Source organism: Megasphaera sp. AM44-1BH (assembly GCF_003467125.1).
Classification (GTDB): Bacteria; Bacillota; Negativicutes; order Veillonellales; family Megasphaeraceae; genus Megasphaera.
Map to the genome: position 1 here is coordinate 108,884 of NZ_QSFA01000004.1, position 16,404 is coordinate 125,287.

Here is a 16,404-nt window from a genome sequence, read left to right on the forward strand (position 1 = left end):
CACTATGTATTCATTATTGCGAATCTATTGTTCCTTTCATGTATTAATTGTGATATGATTGTGAAAAAGCATATGAAAGGAACTACCCCATGAACCTGAAATGCGTGTTGCTCCTGTTTATCCTGACAGCCATTCCCATGTTCTGCGGCTCCAGCCAGGCAGCCAGATCTTCCACTTTGCCTGTGATTGTCCCTGATGATGTACAATCGGATCCATTAGAAGACGAAGAAATTCCGAGGACGCAGAAAAGTACCTATCCCTATGTCGAAGTGCACGGTGATTACCGCTGGCTCTGGGGAAAAGGCCGTTTTTCCGCATATAGTGAGCAACTGGGAAAAGGCCGCCGCCGTCATGACGAAGCGGTATATCTGGCCACGCGCAGACTGCGGATTTTTCCTTTCATCCATCTGAACGAACATACGTCTATACGTACCCAGCTGGAAGATAACCGGAATGACAAAGACCATAATCAGGATCATCATCTCTACCTGGGGCGATTATATATCCAGCACGAAACTGAACGAATGAAACTGGAAGCAGGGCGTTTCAATTATTATCTGCTCGATGGCAATGTCATAGACAAAAAGGTAGACGGTCTGCGGTTCCGCCTCGGCCAGAAGGGAACGTCCCCCGGCAGCATCACTCTCTTTGCCGGCCAGACGACTGGGGCTGATGATGAGCATCGGAAAATAGGCTGGAGTCTCTTCCACAGCAAACGTAACGGCCGCTTCCAGAGCGATACGGTATTTTTGGATTTCCGCAACGCCAGCCACCTGCCACCTGCATTCCCATCATTAGCGGCTTATGGGATATACCCTGAACGGGCTGGCCGGGGATTTGACCGGCAGCGCATTTTACAATGGCGCGGATTATATCAGTTCCAGCCGGATTTCAGGGCCAGCCTGGAATTGCTGCACGCCTGGGTGCGTCATGAAGCAGACCAATACAGTCAGTCCGAAACGGGATTTGTCGCCTCCCTCATCTACGGCGAGCTGGATGAGCGGAAACAAGGCTCTTATGAAGCGTGGATACGCTATTATAATCAGCCATCATCGACTATCCTCTATCATACGATGGATGCCGACACGACGTTTTTCCGCCGCATGGGCTTCCGTGGCTGGGGAATTCGTCTGGACTATATTCTCCGTCCGGGCCTTGTCTGGGCTGTAGAAGGTTTTTCTCTGAAAAATCGTCAGGACGCATCTCTTGCCGGCTCATTCCATGAATATGTCCTCGGCACCAGTCTGACGGCATATTTCTAAGGCCCCGATGCGTATCCTTTATCCGTCGCTTCGACGGCGAGGCCAACGATGCTTTTGTGCCCTGTCTTGGTAAGCATATTGCTGATGTGAAAGCTGACGGTCCGCTTGCTGATTCCCAGCTCGCTGGCAATTTCCTGATAGGACAGGTTACGGCAGATGAGCTGCAGGATATCCAATTCCCGCTGGGTCAGGGTGACACCATGGATACCAAATTTCACGGTTCCCTGCACATCGGGATACAACCGTTCCCCTGCCACTGTCCGCTTCATACAGTCTATAAAAACGGCTGCTGAACTTTCCTTATAAATAAAGCTGTCGGCTCCTGCATCCTGGGCCATTTCCAAAAAACTGATATCCTGAAACCCGGTCATGATGATGATTTTCTGACCGGGATTTTTTTCTTTTATCCGCCTTGTCAGTTCAATGCCGCTGTTCTTCCCTTCCATACAGATATCCATGAAAATGACGTCCGGATGTGTCAGGGTACAGGCAGACTCGGCTAGTTCCGAGAAGGGAATCGTGCCGACGATTTCCACATCACCACATTGGGATAAAATTGTTGCCAGTCCTTCGAGCAGAATTTTTTGATCGTCAATGATGAGTACGCGAATCATAGTCATCCTCTCTTTCTACGGACAGAACAAAATGGGGAGTTCCTGTCAGGTGGAGTGTAGCGCCCATTTTTCTGACCCTTCGTTCAATGCCCTGCAGTCCATTGCCGGACTGTATCGTGCCGTGGCAGCCGATGCCGTTATCACGGATTGTCAGTATCCGTTTCCCCGTTGGAGGAAGCTCTATAGAGACACGGCTGGCTTTACCATGAAGGATAGCGTTGGTCAATGCTTCCCGGATAATGCCCACCAGTCTTGCCGCCATTTCCTGATTAGCCGGAAGATTGCCCGTCACAGTGACCTCGATGCCCAGGCTGCCATAGGTACGGACGAGTACGTTCAGTCGTTCTGCCGGATTATCTACGGTTTCGCGGCGCATATCTGCCAGGACATTCTCTACCAGTGGCAGGATTGCGGCGTAGTTTGTCATGTTTTTATTATTCAGTAGCTGTTGCAGAATAGTGATACGCTGTCCCATGAGGTCGTGGATTTTATAACGCATTTCCTCTGTCGTCCGCTGTGTCTGCATATCGACCAGATGATTGAGGAGGTATTTCATTTTTTCATTGCGTTTTTCCAGCAATTGGTTTTTCTGGTCCAGTTCACGGTTCACACGGTCCAGATTCGTCACATCCAGTGCCGAAATCTGCCATCCTGACCGGTTCCTGAAGCGGATGTATCGCCGCTGCATCAGCCACGCCACGCCATCATTACGTCGGAACAGGAAATCCCGGCCTTGTCGTTCCATGGTAAGGCGTTCCGTATTGTTCCAGTTTGCCAGGATATGCCAGAAAATATTCGCATTGCGGATAACCGTGCCCAGTAGCTTTTCCATGACATCATACATGACGTAGTTTACCAGCACGGGTTCTCCTTTTTCCAGACTGAGCAGGACTCCTTCTTCCAGAAAATCGACGGCAGACTGGATGGAACGGGCCGTCAGCTGCTCCCGGTATTGGCGGTATGCTACTGGGAAAACCCGGATGAGACGCAGAGCAATGCATGACAATGCTAGTAGCAATGACCAGGGAAGCCACGTGTCTAATTCCGGGAGAAGAAGAAATGAAGCCATGAGCAGGTACTGGCCACCGGCATGACGATCATACATCATATAGAGGGTAGAAATCAGTGAAATCAATATGATACCGTAACGCCAGACATCCATGGCTTCTATGTACAGGATGCCACTTGCCCCATCTTCAAAGACTTCATGCAGGATGGTTGCGATTGCCAGCAGGACAACGAGATTGCTCCCTTCCAGGCATTTACGGCCCAAGTGGCGGAATTCCTGTTGAGGCATTAAAAAATAGTAAAGCAGGCTGCTGGCAATAAATAGGATGATGGCTGTAGTCATGCAAAAGATGTAGAACGTACTGGAAAGGGTGTATATATTAATCATGGCACGTCTCCTTTCCGATAGATACGGTCAAACGGCGCCCATATTCCAGCCGGTCATAGGAAGATTTCTCAAACAGTGTGCTGTCTGACAGTGTCCCTGGAATCCAGTCTGGCTCATCTGGCCTGTCTTCCCACGTTACCGATAAGGACCAGGACGTATCGGTTTCAAAGAAATGGCAGATCCAGTAAGATTCCTGATGGGCAATAGATTGTTCACCTATTTCTTCAAACATATCATACAAGGAAAGCGCTGCACTATCCGGTATGATCCCGGAAATAAGAAATGTTGCCATGCCATGCAGTCCTGCAACCGTCATATAGTGCTGGGATTCGCTGACTGCCAGGGATAATTCACGAATTTCCAGCATCCCATTTTCTTTTCCCCGGAGCAGCAGAACACAGCGCTTCTTTAAATAGCAGACCATGACGTTGAGCCGGCTGACCATGGCATCGGCTTCGATTCCAGGCTTCATGGACTGCAGCGATTTCATATAGGCTGCAATATGCTCCCGCTTGCTGCTGATGATTTGCTCCAGTTCGGCATAAATACGGCGGCTGACTTCCTGATGGATGACCTGGCGCCGGATTTCTTCTTCCTGCAATAGCAGATGGTACGACCGTTCCAGTGCCTGCGCGACGAGGGAGAGTTTTCTCTTCTGCTGACGCAGATGGCGGACATCACGATACCAGCGTACCCAGCCTCCCCGTATAGGCATAGTCTGGATTTCCATATCGGCCAGCGGCAGATTATCTATATTCTTTGATGCATATGCGACACGGCCCGAATCATCACAAAGCTGTATGGCCAGCCGGGACTGACGGAAAAATTCGATATATCCTTCATTGGTCGGGATGATCCGGATACGCATGATTACTTCCAGCCAGATAAGCGTCCATAATACGGTCATAAGGGTTAGTTCAGAAAGATGGCAGAAGGGAATTTTCATCATATAGCCAACGATATATGCCCCGTAGAACAGACAGCACAAGAACGGCAGGACAAGACGGAATGAACGCTGTACATGCTGCTTCCACGATGCATAACAGAGACAGAAATTGACAGCCAGGAATTCGATACCATATGACGATGCCAATAAATAATACAGCGGCCCATAATCATGACGGGAATCAGCATCAGCAGCAATGTCCGGCAGGATAAAAGCCCATTGGTGTATATCATTCGTACATACGAGTACGGCCAATATCAAGTTGTAACCGAACAACAGGCGCAGCCATCGCGGACAATCGGGGCACCAGTCTGATTGTGATGCCATATAGCCGATCCATACAATGAGGGAAACAAGGAGGCCGAAAAAAAGATAGTATCCGTACCAGCTCCAGCGGATCAAATCCACGGCATATTCCGGCATCATCAATTTGTATATACGAAACAGGATCCATCCACAAAGAGTAAGAGTAAGACAAGCGTAGGCATTGCGCAGGCGGGGCTGTATGACATGGTGGCGCAGGCGGCAGCCCCAGAGGATTGTCACAAACAGCGCAGCCATATACCATAGCATGTGATTCGTACCAGTGAGGAGATTCTTTTTATACACACGAAAGACATGGAGCATCATCTGCTGGCTGATTGAACTGGATCCGATGAAAAAGGATTCCTGGTCGGATACCCGGACGGCTCCTTCCATGGGCTCCGTCCGGTAAGCGGCATCAGCCAGTCGATCAGTCAGTGCGGCATCATCCACTACCAGTGGCATCTTCGATAAGAGCCCTTTCTGGAATGCCAGCGTTCCCTCATCAGGGACAACGATGTGGATAGGAGCCCCGCGCCGCTGCCATTGCCGTGCCTGATAATCGTAGAGAACATAGACCTGTGCAGCCGGGCGGTTTCTGTAGGGCATCATCATGTTGAATCCCGTGAGTGTATCCAGGCGGAACCTCCCCTCTTCATGGATTTTCTTCAATGCCTGTACAGCCGGCCAGCCGGATACATCCCGGCCTAGCCCATAACTCATGGCCTGAACGGAAAAAGAATACTGTGGTCGTGCCGATATCATACAGACCGATACAGGCATGGTAACCAGACTCTGCCAGCCTGTGACGTCATAAGGACAGTCATCACTGACAGCCAGTATAACCGTGGCCATATACTGGGGATACCAGTAATACGGATCAAGAGTACTTTTTTGGAAGACAGCGGCCTGTATATCATAGGCTTCTATCGCCGTTACATCCGTATCAGTAAAGAGTTCCATCAAGGAGGTGTCATATCCGGTACATTCCTCCAGATGATGTATCGTATGTTCCAGTACCTGGCCATAGGCGTCGCTCCAGGTATTATCATATAAGACAGAAACGGCCTGACTCATCATAGATACAAGCCAGAATACAACCATCCAACATGCGGTCAGCCATTTTTTCCTGATCATCGTCTCACCTGCCGATTGCAACTGCGTATCTTGATTTTTTTGTTATATTTATTATACCATGTGTACATGACAGCTGTCACGACATAGAACTAGTATATTGCAAAAGAATCACATACTTTGCTTCAGGCAAAAAAAGGCTGTAACAAGATGATTTTAAAGGAGCATTTTGTTACAGCCTGCTTTGTTCAATATCCAGAATCTGACATCACCATTTCTGTCACCTCAGGGATGCAGGATTTTTTTGATGTGGCAGTCATCGGGAGTTCAACAGACAGTTTTTATTTTTTTACGCGGACGCGCTGTACCGTCGGGGTCCCGTCTTTATCCTGATGGACGGTGTCGATGCGGATATACGACAGTTCATTGCTGAATTCACGGGCCAGACGGTTCATTTCCGGATCGGTATGTCCCATGCCTTTTTCCATCAGGTGGTAGACAATCGCTGCAAATTCATAGCGGGTCATTACCTGATTGCCTTTAAAGAGTCCATCCGGGTAGCCTTCGATAATGCCATTGCCAGCCAGTTTCGTGACATATTCGTAAGCCCAGTGGTTATCGGCTACATCCGGGAAGAGCATGCTCTTATTGGGATCGATAGCCAGATGATGCATGGCCTTGAGCTCTGCAATTTCAGCTGCCTGTTCAGCCATAGCCTTGCGCATATCGCGGATTTCTTTAGCCATAGCTACGCGGGAATTCGAAACATGGCTGCCGCGTCCCAGTTTGAGACTAACGCCGGCGTTAACCATATTTTCACCACCACCGAAGCTGCCACCGACACTGAACATAGTGTCTTCATTGGGCCGGTAGTAGAGTCCGACAGCCGCTGCATTGGCATCGCGATAGTTACCATAACCTGCAGCAAAATCCCACTTGCTGTCCGGATCAAAGTCGAGCGGATGAAGTGCTGCCAAAGCGGCTGCACCAGCGCCGACACGGTTGATGCGGTTATCCAGTTTATTCAGGGAATTTCCAAGTTGGGTAATATTCTGCTGATTTTCCTGAACCATCTGGTTGGTCGCGTAGAGCTGGCTGCCGTTGACGGCATCCGTAGATGTTTCAGAGATTTCTCCCGGTGCCAGCTGGGTGATGGATTGATTGGCCATATCGAGTCCGGTTCCATCCAGTTTCGGTCCGTTCCGGGAAATCTGGACGCTATCGACGGTGATGTCCGGCTTCAGATTGATATGGATAGTATCGGTGACCACTTCGTTATCGTTCTTAGTAGAGCTGGATGCGGTCTGGATATTGTCCCCGCCCAGCACATTGACGGTGCCTCCGTCGTTGAGCTTGGCCGTATTCCCGTCATCAGTGGCAAAATTTACTTCATTAGACACATATCCTACATGAATGGGCCCGCCGTCGTCCCTTTCCGGTTCCGCTACGGAACGAGCTAACTGTATCCCAGATGCCTGTCTGGGCTGATTGGGAGATATTTCCTGTTGATCCGGGTTTTGTGGAAATTCTTCCGGATTGGACAGAATCTGGACTTCCCCATGAGTATTGCTCAATCCGTTCAGATTCGCTTTGATTGTGTACTCCGATCCCAATTTCTCAACGATGATGCCTTCTCCGGCATGGATAGAAACCCGGGCATCGCTCATAGCTTCCTTCAGCTGGGCTACGTTTACAGCATCAGTGTCTTCTGTCCCAGCGGCTAGGTTGATGATCTGCCGGGTCCGCTGGGAAATCACTCTGCCGTTTTTATCCTGAGAAGGCCCAGCCCCGACAGAAATAGCACCCCACGAGGACTGCCAGGCAGGAGAAACATCTACTATCTGACCATAGACTGGATGGTATCCCTGCCAGCCCGCTTCCCGGTCGGCTACGGAACTCATGCCCAGAGCGACAGAACCATAGACGGAAGCACTGCTCAAGATACCTACCGCTGTCCCACCTTGACCGCCGGCCTGACTGGCAGCGCCCACGGCCGTGCCATTAAGGCCGGCTCCACTGCTATAGCCCAAAGCCGTCGCGAATTTCTCAGTAGCTTTGCTGAAGCTACCTAAGGCTGAGGAAGCCAGTCCAGAGGATTCAGAATAGGCCCCGACTGCAGTTGCATGTTTGCCAGCAGTTCCGCCCTCACCCATGCCATTGGCCATGATGCCGATGCTGGTACTGCACTCTTCTTTGCTCTTAGCCTGCTGGCCCAGGGCCACGGCCCCTTCGGCAGTGGCTTCGGAATAACTGCCTACCGCTGTCGTATACATCCCCTTGGCATGGCTCTGTTCGCCAATGGCGATGGCATTGATACCGTTAGCTTCTCCCTGGGGCCCGGTGCCGATGGCAATGGCGTCGAGACCAGTAGCATTCGAACCGTTTCCTACGGCCAGTGCCCGTTCGCCGTCGGCTACGGCATCATTGCCCAAAGCCGTAGCTCCCATGGTTCCGTCCGCATAGGCCCCAGCTCCGACGGCCAGGGAATTCTTCCCAACCGCACCGTCATTATTGTAATTTTTGTCGCGGTTACCATTCTCAGGGTTGACACTGAAATAATGGGTGCCGTCTTGGACAAGAACCGGAGCCTGCCCAGCATCAGCAGCCCAAGCAACACTGCCCCAGAAAGCTGTTACACCGCACAGAGCCAATACGGCCAACATCACTTTGGCCTGGGATGTTTTACAATGATGACGTCTCTTCATGATGTACGCCTCCTTTATTCTTAAACTATATTTTTAGATAACTTCTTGCTTTCATTATATGGAAAAGGAAAAGGAAGCACACTGTAATTTATTACAGTATATTCATGTATATTTTGCAATCACTCATGCATTTAAAGCCGCATCATCGACTTTTGCGAATCTGTCATGATGCATGACATGATTTTATATTTCTACTGTCAGGACAGTTGAGAGAAGGCGAAAAAAGGGCTTGGCGAACACGACAAACCCTTTTTAGTAGAAGGAGTCATATAAAAATTTACGGGCCAAGGGTAATCCGTCCCTGTCCGGCCGGGTTTCCGTAGTCAGCAGCCAGGGCATCTCCTTTATGGCGGAGATAGTCTGCCAGGGCGTCGACATCGGACAATCCCGTGTCTTCCAGCAGGATGCCGCCTTGCAGGCTGGTCTGGCCGTCACCGCCATTTCGCAGGACGTAGGCCGTACCGCCGACGCGGTAGTCTTCATCGGCCTCGATGGGCTTTCCGTTGACTTTGACGTCTTTGACCCGCCGCGGACCGGCCACTTTGACGAAGCGGCCTTTATCGTCGAGGACGACGGAACTGGGAATCATCGGATCGATGCGGTAGGTCAGGCCGGACACGTGTAAAAATCCGCCGAATTCCTGAGGATACCGCGAAGCCCCCATTTCCAGGGCATCGAGTAGCTGCTGGCCCGTTACGCTGCAGACGACGAGCTGATTGGAAAAGGGAAAGACCCGGTACAGCGATTCATAGGTCACGACACCGGCTGATAGCGGAGCCCGGAAGGAGCCGCCGTTCAGGAGCGCCACATCGGTATGCAGGCGGTAACGGATGGCATCGACAGCTAAATCGGCCAGATTCGTTTCTCCGTTGCGGACGCGCCGCTGGCCCTCGATGTCGGTCACGAAATCCACCGGTGACGTGGTGACCGGCTGCTGGAGCCGTTCCCGGACGACAGCCATCCCGCGCTGCACGACAGCTTCCGTCGCCGCATCGGACCCATCCAGCCGGGTCACTAATTCGCCCCGCACGTGGCCGTAGTCATCGATGACCAGCTTGCCGACGGACTGGAATTTCGTTCCCGTCTGGGCGATGAGGACAGGCTGGCCTTTGCGGTTCTTGACCAGCCGTTCATAGCGTTCATGGGAATGACCGTCGATGATGGCTGCCACTTTCTGCGTATGTGCAGCCAGGGCCTCGCTGGTCCAGACCGGGAGCGACCCATTCTGGCCCAGGTGAGTGACCAGGATGATGGTCCGGGCTCCTTCGTCCCAGGCCTGGTCAATGGCCTTTTGGACCTGTTCATAGAGTTTCTGTCCTGTCGCATCTTCGGAAAAGCCGTAAATGAACTGCCCCTTATCGTCCTGGAAGTAGCGGGGCGTCGAGGAAATCAGGGTCTGCGGCGTCGTCACGCCGATGAAGGCCGCCTTTTTCCCACCGTCATAAGTCACCATCTTATACGGTGGGAAGACCGGTTTCCCCGTCCGCAGATCAATCAGGTTGCAGCTGTAATAGCCGCCGTTCAGCTGCGGCGCCAGTTCCAGGAAGCGCGCCATGCCGTAGTCGAATTCGTGATTGCCGGGAATGGCGAAATCATAGCCGGCGACATTCATGATGTCGATAATGGCCTGTCCCCGGGTCAGGCTACCCAGGGGTTCGCCCTGGATGGCATCGCCAGCATCGACGAGCTGCACCGTATCGTCAGGGTTCTTCATCAAGTCCTTCTTATATTGAGCCACCTTGGCATAGCCAAGGTGATTTTCCACACCACAGTGGACGTCGTTGGTATGTAAGACGACGAGGTCGGCGCGGACCTGGCCCGACCCATGCAGGGCCAGGCAGAGAGCCAGGGCCAACCAGTATTTTCTGCCAAAAGCCATCCCATTCCCTCCTTCTCAATAGGCCTTCAATACATAGACAATGATGCCTTTCGTAGAAATTTTCCCCATACCAATCATTCTTAACCAAACGCATTCTTACGTCCCATATAGATGTCATAGCTGTCCTGGAGCATCCATTCGACAGTTTCCGTACGGCCCACCCAGGGACCGGCTGCCGTTTCAGGATGCATGACGAACCAGGCGATGTCATGTTGGAAGACGTGACGGTAATACCATTGCTTGCTTTTCAAGGTTATCCCCTGACGCTGTGGGTTCACTTCATAGACAAGGGGAACAGTTCCCTCCTTCTGGGCCCGCGTCAGGATTTCCAGCAGGCCGTTGCCGTCTAGGTCGGTGACGGCAAATTCCTTTAAGGGGTTCCCGTCCATCGGGTAAATGGTATCCCAACATTGCGTAAAAACGTGAATCTGCTGGGCTTCATCAGACTCCAGGCGCACGGACCGGTGATGCCCTTCTTCACAGGCTGAGGCACTGGTGCCAATCAGGCAGGCTGCCATCAGCATGAGTAGTATTCGCTTCCCATATTTCATAACAAGGCCTCCTCATAATCCGGCTTAGAACTTCCCGCCGCCACCGCCGTGCTTCTCGTCAGTACTGTCATGCCGCTCCGATTTTTTGGCTTTGGCTATGCGGGACACATTCATGAACAGGAAGGTATCGTCTTTCTCGACAAGGTCAAAACTGTCTTTATCAAGGTAGGCCGAAGCCGCAAGAGCCGGAGCGACATTGCTCATAGTACTGATGAGATAGCGCCGGATGAGGAAGCCACCGCCTATACCAAGGACCAGGGCGATGGCCAGGGCCGTAACACTGAACTGGTCATGGGGATCGTAGGCCTTGCCATTAGCTTCATAATAAGCCAGCTGTTCACCTGCTCCTTGTACATAAGCTTTGAAAGCATCGGCATATTTTTTTTCTTTCAGCAGTGGCAGGAATTGTTCTTCCAGTGCCGGGATGCCGCCTTTATCAGTAATGCGCTGGCGCATGGCCTTATCCGTAGCGATGTAGTAATCGCGTGTGTCCATGGCCAGGACCAGGACCATATTGCCATTCTTTCCGTCCTTATAGGTACTGTCCAGAATTTGATTGGCATAATCACCGATTTTCACTTGATTCGTCGAAGCGACCGTGACAATAGCCAGGCGCACGTCATATTTCTTTTCGACACTGCCGATTTCATTCATCACGGCAATGCGTTCGCTTCCCTTTAAGAGCTGAGCTCCGTCAGCAAGGCTGGAAGGATTGGCGGCCAGAGCGTTCATGGTCAGGAAGAACAGGCTGATAAAGAACAGCATACTCTTCGTTACATATTCTTTCATGGCTATCCCTCCTTATACGAACAACTTGGCAATGAAATAAAAAACCACTGTCAGGATCAGAGAGCTGCCGGCCCAGTACAGATTAGCTTTCTGCTTGTCATAGGGCAGGCTGCCGATCATCTTGCCGGTCTGGCCATTCATCATGAAGGTATAGGGCTGATTCTGGTAACGCGTCGTCAGGATCCATACCGGCGCCATGGCGTAGGACACAGCTCCTTCGTCTTTGCTGATGACATCTTCTTTGAGTTCTACCCGGTCATAACCTTCGACGGTATCTTCGAGTACACCGATGGCGCTCTGGCGGACCCGTTCGTCTGCCCGGGGTACAGCTGCTTCGGCATCAACATCGTATTTATCGGCAAGGCATCCCGTCAAATAGACACTGCTGAAAGCCATCATGCCATCATAATCGTAAGGCTCGATGCTTTCCATATACGTGTCATCCATCTTTTGGCTGCCATCAACGGGGATACGCTGAAAGCGCATGGTCCCTTTGCGGTCACAACGATAGACGCTGGTTTCGGTGATGCGTTCGTCTTTCGTTTCATAGACCGTGTCGGTTTCGACCTTGAATTCAGCCGAAGCCGTCACTGCTGAATCAAAGAGCCAGAACGGTACGTACATGGGCTGGATGGCTTCGACGCGGTTGTCTGCCGTAAAGGCTTTGGGCAGGAGACGTTTTCCCTTATAAAAAGCGTTCAATGCCGACACAGCGTCTTCTTTTGTCTTTGTAAAAGGAATGACGAAATCCGGCTTGAGCATCCCCGAAAAACGGCTGGGGATCATGGTCGGGTTGCCGCAGTAGCAACATTCCGTCGCCATCGTATTGCCATCGCTGACCAGCTCAGCGCCACAGGAGGAACAAGTGAAGGTCTGCATCTGGGCTGCTTCGTCTTCGCCCCATTCACTGCCGGTATTTGCCGTATCCCATTTAGCTTCCTTTGCTGCCTGGGCTTCTGCCGCCATCTTTTCCTGTTTGGCAAAAAGTTCTTCGATTTTGGCAACTTCGAATTCCGTATCGCAATACGGACAGGTTACCTTGGCTGTACCAGGAGAAAATTCCAGAGGGCCTCCACAATTGGGGCATGTATAGCCCACAGAGGTATTAGCCATAGTCTCACCTCATTTCATTGGCTATTGTTTATCGTTATCATCAAAGGGATCGCCGCACTGAGGGCAGAATTTTGGAGGATGATGGGGATCAGGTGGCTGCCAGCCACATTTATCGCACTTGAAAAGTGGGGCATCGGCCGGTTTTTTCGTTCCACATTCCATGCAGAACTTGCCCTGATTGACGGCCCCGCACTGGGGGCAGGTCCATCCCGCTTCCGGCCCTTTCCTTTCGGGTCTGGCTTTGCCGCAGTTCATACAGAATTTCCCCGTATTGCCCGTCTGGCCGCAGTCACAGTCCCATGTATCTGCCGGCTTAGGTTCCGGTTTCTTCGTGCCGCAGTTCAAGCAGAACTTGCCCTGGTTAGCCGTGCCGCATTGCGGGCAGGTCCAGCCGTCTGCCGTACCGGCCGCCGTCGCTCCGCCTGCCTGCGCAGCCACTACCCGTTCTGCTTCCGCCTTCACTCGGGCCATTTCTGCTTCCAACTGCTTCTGGTCCATCAGTAGTTGCTGCCGCTTCATCATTTCTTGCTGCTGGGCCATCTGCTGATACATGCCGGCACCGGCATTGCCGGCCATATTCATGTTCATGAAGCCAAAAGCCGCACCGCCACCGCCTTCATTCTGGGCCGCCATGCGCAGGGAGTCACTGGTGGAATCGGCCATAGCACCCATGGCCAGCGACGGGTCCGACAGGGTCTTGCTCATCTGAACTTTCTGAATCTTCGCTTCATCTTCTTCATTGGCCTTGATGCTGTTGATACCAAAAAATACTATTTCCAGACCGCGCAGTTCCCGCCAGCGTTTGGACAGGACTTCATTCAGGGCGTCGGCGATTTCAAAGGTCCGCCCCGGCAGTTCCACGTAGTCGATGCGCTGGGCACTGAGTTTGGCGAAGGCCGGCTGTAATGCATTGAGAAGCTCTGACTTCAGCTGACTGTCAATCTGGTTGCGTTCATAGCGGTCGGCGACGTTGCTCGCCACGTTAGTATAGAACAGGACCGGGTCGACGATGTGATAGCTGTATTCACCGAAACAGCGCAGGCGGATCAAGAGGATCTGGCCCGTATCGGGGTCTTTCATCTTGAACGGGACTTCCTGTGGCGTGCCGTACTTGTTGCCGATGAGCTCTTTCATGTTGAAGTAATAGACCCGCTGGTCCTTGCCGGTATCGCCGCCAAATGTAAACCGTTCTTTCATCTGACCCCACATGTCTTTAAGGCCCTGCCTGAGTTCACCTGTAAAAATGGATGGCTCCGTAGATTGGTCGTAAATATATTCGCCCGGTTCATTGCAGAGATCTACGACCTTGCCTGATTCGACAATCATCATGCACTGGCCGTTGTTAACGGCAATCTTCGAGCCATTGGAAATGATATTGTCTTCCCCGCCCGTATTGGAACTGCGGCCGTGGGAACTGATCCGTTTTTGCCCTTTCATCATGAGAACGTCCGGGGGCATACTGTCACAATAGAAAAACTCTTTCCACTGGTCGGCCAGGACACCGCCTGCTGCACCCATTGCTGCTTTAATCAAACCCATAGTATGACCTCCTTTATACATGGATTCTTTACAAACTTTTTCGTAATTACATACAGTTCGTTTTTTTATCTACTTATAGGATACTAAATTCCAAAAAAAAATAACCTGTACTTTAATACAGGTTATCGATACTCCTTGCGAATGTATAAGCTATATTTTTGCGTCTGTATGTATTTTCAGAATAGCTGTTCTGTAAAAAGCAACTATGACCGGCGTTGCTGAAAAAAACTGCCCCATGATGGCATTAACCATATGGGGCAGTTCCAATTAATCTACTGCAAAATTATCATTCAGGGAAATACTTAGAATGCATTGTGACTGTATTCATAGTACAGGTTCAGCAATTCATCCATCTTGTCGTTCATGACGACCATCAGGTCGGAAGCTGTGTCATAATCTTTGACAGCCAGGGCTTTTTTAATCTTGGAAAAGATAGACAGGTTCTTTTCTGTATCACGGCCCAGTTCCGTCCGGAGCGTGTTGATGGTCTTCCAACGTTCAACTTCCAGCGGATTGGAATCGGCTTCTGTATGGAGCTGTTTGCAGGCAATGACTTTTTCCAGGTTATCAGGAATAATACGATACTGGAGTTCCAGAGCCCAACGGGTGAGAGCCCCCAGTTTGAACGATTCTACGAAGCGTTTTTCAAAGGCACCTTTAGTAATTTCTGCCAGTTTTTCCGGATATTCGTCGAGAGCCTTGAAGTTTTCCCAGACCGTCTTCGGAGCCTTGCCGAACATGTCAGCCCGTTCTTCATCGGTAAAGGCTTCGAATACATCGACTTCGCTGCGGTATGCGCGGTCTTTTTCGAGGTAATCAGCGTCATCGCCCGGTTTCTTCGAAAGTTCGGCACATAATTCAGCCGGTGTCTTACCACTGGACAGGGCATATTTGATGCCATCGAGAGCTGCAATATATAACAGAGAAATGGCAATGTATGTATTGGTGAAAGCATTCGGTGCACGCAATTCGAAACGGGTAGCAGCCGGTTTCATCGTGTTGCGGATCAGGCCGATGAGGACCGAACGGTTACGGGACTGTACAGCCGGTGTTTCGCCACCAAGAGCCGTTACGATGCAGACAGGAGCTTCGAAGCCCGGTTTCAGACGATTGAGAGCATCGTTTGTCGAAGAAACGAACGGATTAATGACTTCGTAATGTTTCAGGATACCCATGATAGCGCCATAGCCGAGGGAGGAAAGGAATTCCTGGGACATATCATCAGGGTTGTAGAGGTTGACGAATTTGCCATTCTTCATGATAGCGCCAATGCCGATATGAGTATGTTCGCCACTGCCGGCAACGCCCTGGATTGGTTTAGCCTGGAAGGTAACTTCGAGGCCGTTTTCACGGAATACTTCACGTACGATGACACGGGCCTGGATTTCATTATCAGCCGTCTGTACCGGATCGCCTGTGTATTTCCAGTCGATTTCCAGCTGTTCGAGAACGTAGATCAGATTACCGGAATCATCAATCTGGGCTTTGATGCCGCCGACTTCTTTATGACCCATTTCCGGTTCAAGACCATAGAGACGGAGACGTTCGACAGCCTGTTCCAGAGCCGTACGGACTACGCCGTGAGTACGCTGCCAGTACGATTCCTGCAATTTCTGGGTAACGGAAAGGCTGCGGGTAGCTACTTCCTGGCTCGGGGTCTTGACCCAGAATTCCAGTTCCGTTGCCGTCGTAAATACGATTTTTTCAATATCGTCGGTATTAATTGTCAGGCCTTTGATACCGTATTTTTTGATGACTGCCAGGAGTTCGTCGTTTACATAATTCAGCGTGTTGCGGAGAATAGAACGGGAATCAATATAGCCCGTCGCATGGCGCAGGAAGCTGGGAATACGCAGGGTACCTACCGGCTTGCCCGTTGCATAGTCGATGTTGCCATCGTTATAATCAACAAACCAGTTTACACCGGGATCGGCTTTGATATCGACACGGGCGTTGGAAAGCGTTGCAATGCCCGGCAGGACGACGGAAGAACCATCTGTCTGGAAGGCCGTTGCATTGAAGAAATCATCATAGTCATCAAAGAACGTAGAAATAGGAATCTTTTCATCTGTATCATTGCCAGCCAGATCGACGCCGACGAGCGATACAAATTTGATTTCCGGATGCTGTTCGAGCAGGGCCAATACCCCTTCTTTACCATACTGACCTGCAGGAATGACATAAACTAAATCTTCTTTTACCATACCCAATTCCTCCTTAACAAATAAAAAAA

11 protein-coding genes are annotated in these 16,404 nt (G+C 51.0%); 1 reads left to right on the forward strand and 10 read right to left on the reverse strand.

From position 1 onward, the window contains the following. Positions 1–89: 89 nt before the first annotated feature. Positions 90–1,262, forward strand: a complete 1,173-nt coding sequence (locus DW949_RS04935) for a hypothetical protein (RefSeq protein ID WP_118022135.1) — start codon at positions 90–92, stop codon at positions 1,260–1,262. Here DW949_RS04935 and DW949_RS04940 read toward each other — a convergent pair. The 10 genes from DW949_RS04940 to DW949_RS04985 form a co-directional block, all read right to left on the reverse strand. Next, entirely contained in the window at positions 1,259–1,876 is a 618-nt protein-coding gene (locus DW949_RS04940; RefSeq protein ID WP_118022136.1) for a response regulator transcription factor, read from the reverse strand. The genes DW949_RS04935 and DW949_RS04940 overlap by 4 nt on opposite strands. Continuing rightward, positions 1,854–3,272: a histidine kinase gene (locus DW949_RS04945; protein ID WP_118022137.1), complete on the reverse strand. Its 1,419-nt coding sequence runs from the start codon at positions 3,270–3,272 to the stop codon at positions 1,854–1,856. Before DW949_RS04945 ends, DW949_RS04940 begins: the two co-directional genes overlap by 23 nt. Next, a complete protein-coding gene (locus DW949_RS04950) occupies positions 3,265–5,658 on the reverse strand; it encodes a hypothetical protein (protein WP_118022138.1) in 2,394 nt (797 codons plus the stop codon). The genes DW949_RS04945 and DW949_RS04950 overlap by 8 nt, the downstream gene beginning before the upstream one ends. Positions 5,659–5,936: 278 nt before the next feature. Beyond that, positions 5,937–8,300, reverse strand: a complete 2,364-nt coding sequence (locus tag DW949_RS04955; protein WP_118022139.1) for an S-layer homology domain-containing protein — start codon at positions 8,298–8,300, stop codon at positions 5,937–5,939. 277 nt (positions 8,301–8,577) lie between these two features. Next, entirely contained in the window at positions 8,578–10,179 is a 1,602-nt protein-coding gene (locus DW949_RS04960; protein WP_118022140.1) for a bifunctional UDP-sugar hydrolase/5'-nucleotidase, read from the reverse strand. 80 nt (positions 10,180–10,259) lie between these two features. Next, positions 10,260–10,730, reverse strand: coding sequence for a hypothetical protein (locus DW949_RS04965; RefSeq protein ID WP_118022141.1), 471 nt, complete (start codon positions 10,728–10,730; stop codon positions 10,260–10,262). A gap of 24 nt (positions 10,731–10,754) precedes the next feature. Then, complete coding sequence (locus tag DW949_RS04970) at positions 10,755–11,519, reverse strand: YgcG family protein (protein ID WP_118022142.1); 765 nt, start codon at positions 11,517–11,519, stop codon at positions 10,755–10,757. A 12-nt stretch (positions 11,520–11,531) separates the two neighbouring features. Continuing rightward, positions 11,532–12,632 carry an IBR domain-containing protein gene (locus DW949_RS04975; protein WP_118022143.1) on the reverse strand — a complete coding sequence of 367 codons (1,101 nt, stop codon included), beginning with the start codon at positions 12,630–12,632 and terminating at the stop codon, positions 11,532–11,534. Positions 12,633–12,653: 21 nt separating this feature from the next. Continuing rightward, on the reverse strand, positions 12,654–14,171 hold the full coding sequence (locus DW949_RS04980) for an SPFH domain-containing protein (protein WP_118022144.1): 1,518 nt from the start codon (positions 14,169–14,171) through the stop codon (positions 12,654–12,656). Positions 14,172–14,473: 302 nt separating this feature from the next. Next, positions 14,474–16,375, reverse strand: a complete 1,902-nt coding sequence (locus DW949_RS04985; RefSeq protein WP_118022145.1) for a glutamine synthetase — start codon at positions 16,373–16,375, stop codon at positions 14,474–14,476. Positions 16,376–16,404: the final 29 nt, after the last annotated feature.

What these genes read in the sequence shown, in the direction of transcription:
- DW949_RS04935 (WP_118022135.1), top strand. Translation starts at nt 90, where the DNA reads ATGAACCTGAAATGCGTGTTGCTCCTGTTTATCCTGACAGCCATTCCC.
- DW949_RS04975 (WP_118022143.1), bottom strand. Translation starts at nt 12,632, where the DNA reads ATGGCTAATACCTCTGTGGGCTATACATGCCCCAATTGTGGAGGCCCT.
- DW949_RS04940 (WP_118022136.1), bottom strand. Translation starts at nt 1,876, where the DNA reads ATGATTCGCGTACTCATCATTGACGATCAAAAAATTCTGCTCGAAGGA.
- DW949_RS04965 (WP_118022141.1), bottom strand. Translation starts at nt 10,730, where the DNA reads ATGAAATATGGGAAGCGAATACTACTCATGCTGATGGCAGCCTGCCTG.
- DW949_RS04980 (WP_118022144.1), bottom strand. Translation starts at nt 14,171, where the DNA reads ATGGGTTTGATTAAAGCAGCAATGGGTGCAGCAGGCGGTGTCCTGGCC.
- DW949_RS04970 (WP_118022142.1), bottom strand. Translation starts at nt 11,519, where the DNA reads ATGAAAGAATATGTAACGAAGAGTATGCTGTTCTTTATCAGCCTGTTC.
- DW949_RS04950 (WP_118022138.1), bottom strand. Translation starts at nt 5,658, where the DNA reads ATGATCAGGAAAAAATGGCTGACCGCATGTTGGATGGTTGTATTCTGG.
- DW949_RS04945 (WP_118022137.1), bottom strand. Translation starts at nt 3,272, where the DNA reads ATGATTAATATATACACCCTTTCCAGTACGTTCTACATCTTTTGCATG.
- DW949_RS04955 (WP_118022139.1), bottom strand. Translation starts at nt 8,300, where the DNA reads ATGAAGAGACGTCATCATTGTAAAACATCCCAGGCCAAAGTGATGTTG.
- DW949_RS04985 (WP_118022145.1), bottom strand. Translation starts at nt 16,375, where the DNA reads ATGGTAAAAGAAGATTTAGTTTATGTCATTCCTGCAGGTCAGTATGGT.
- DW949_RS04960 (WP_118022140.1), bottom strand. Translation starts at nt 10,179, where the DNA reads ATGGCTTTTGGCAGAAAATACTGGTTGGCCCTGGCTCTCTGCCTGGCC.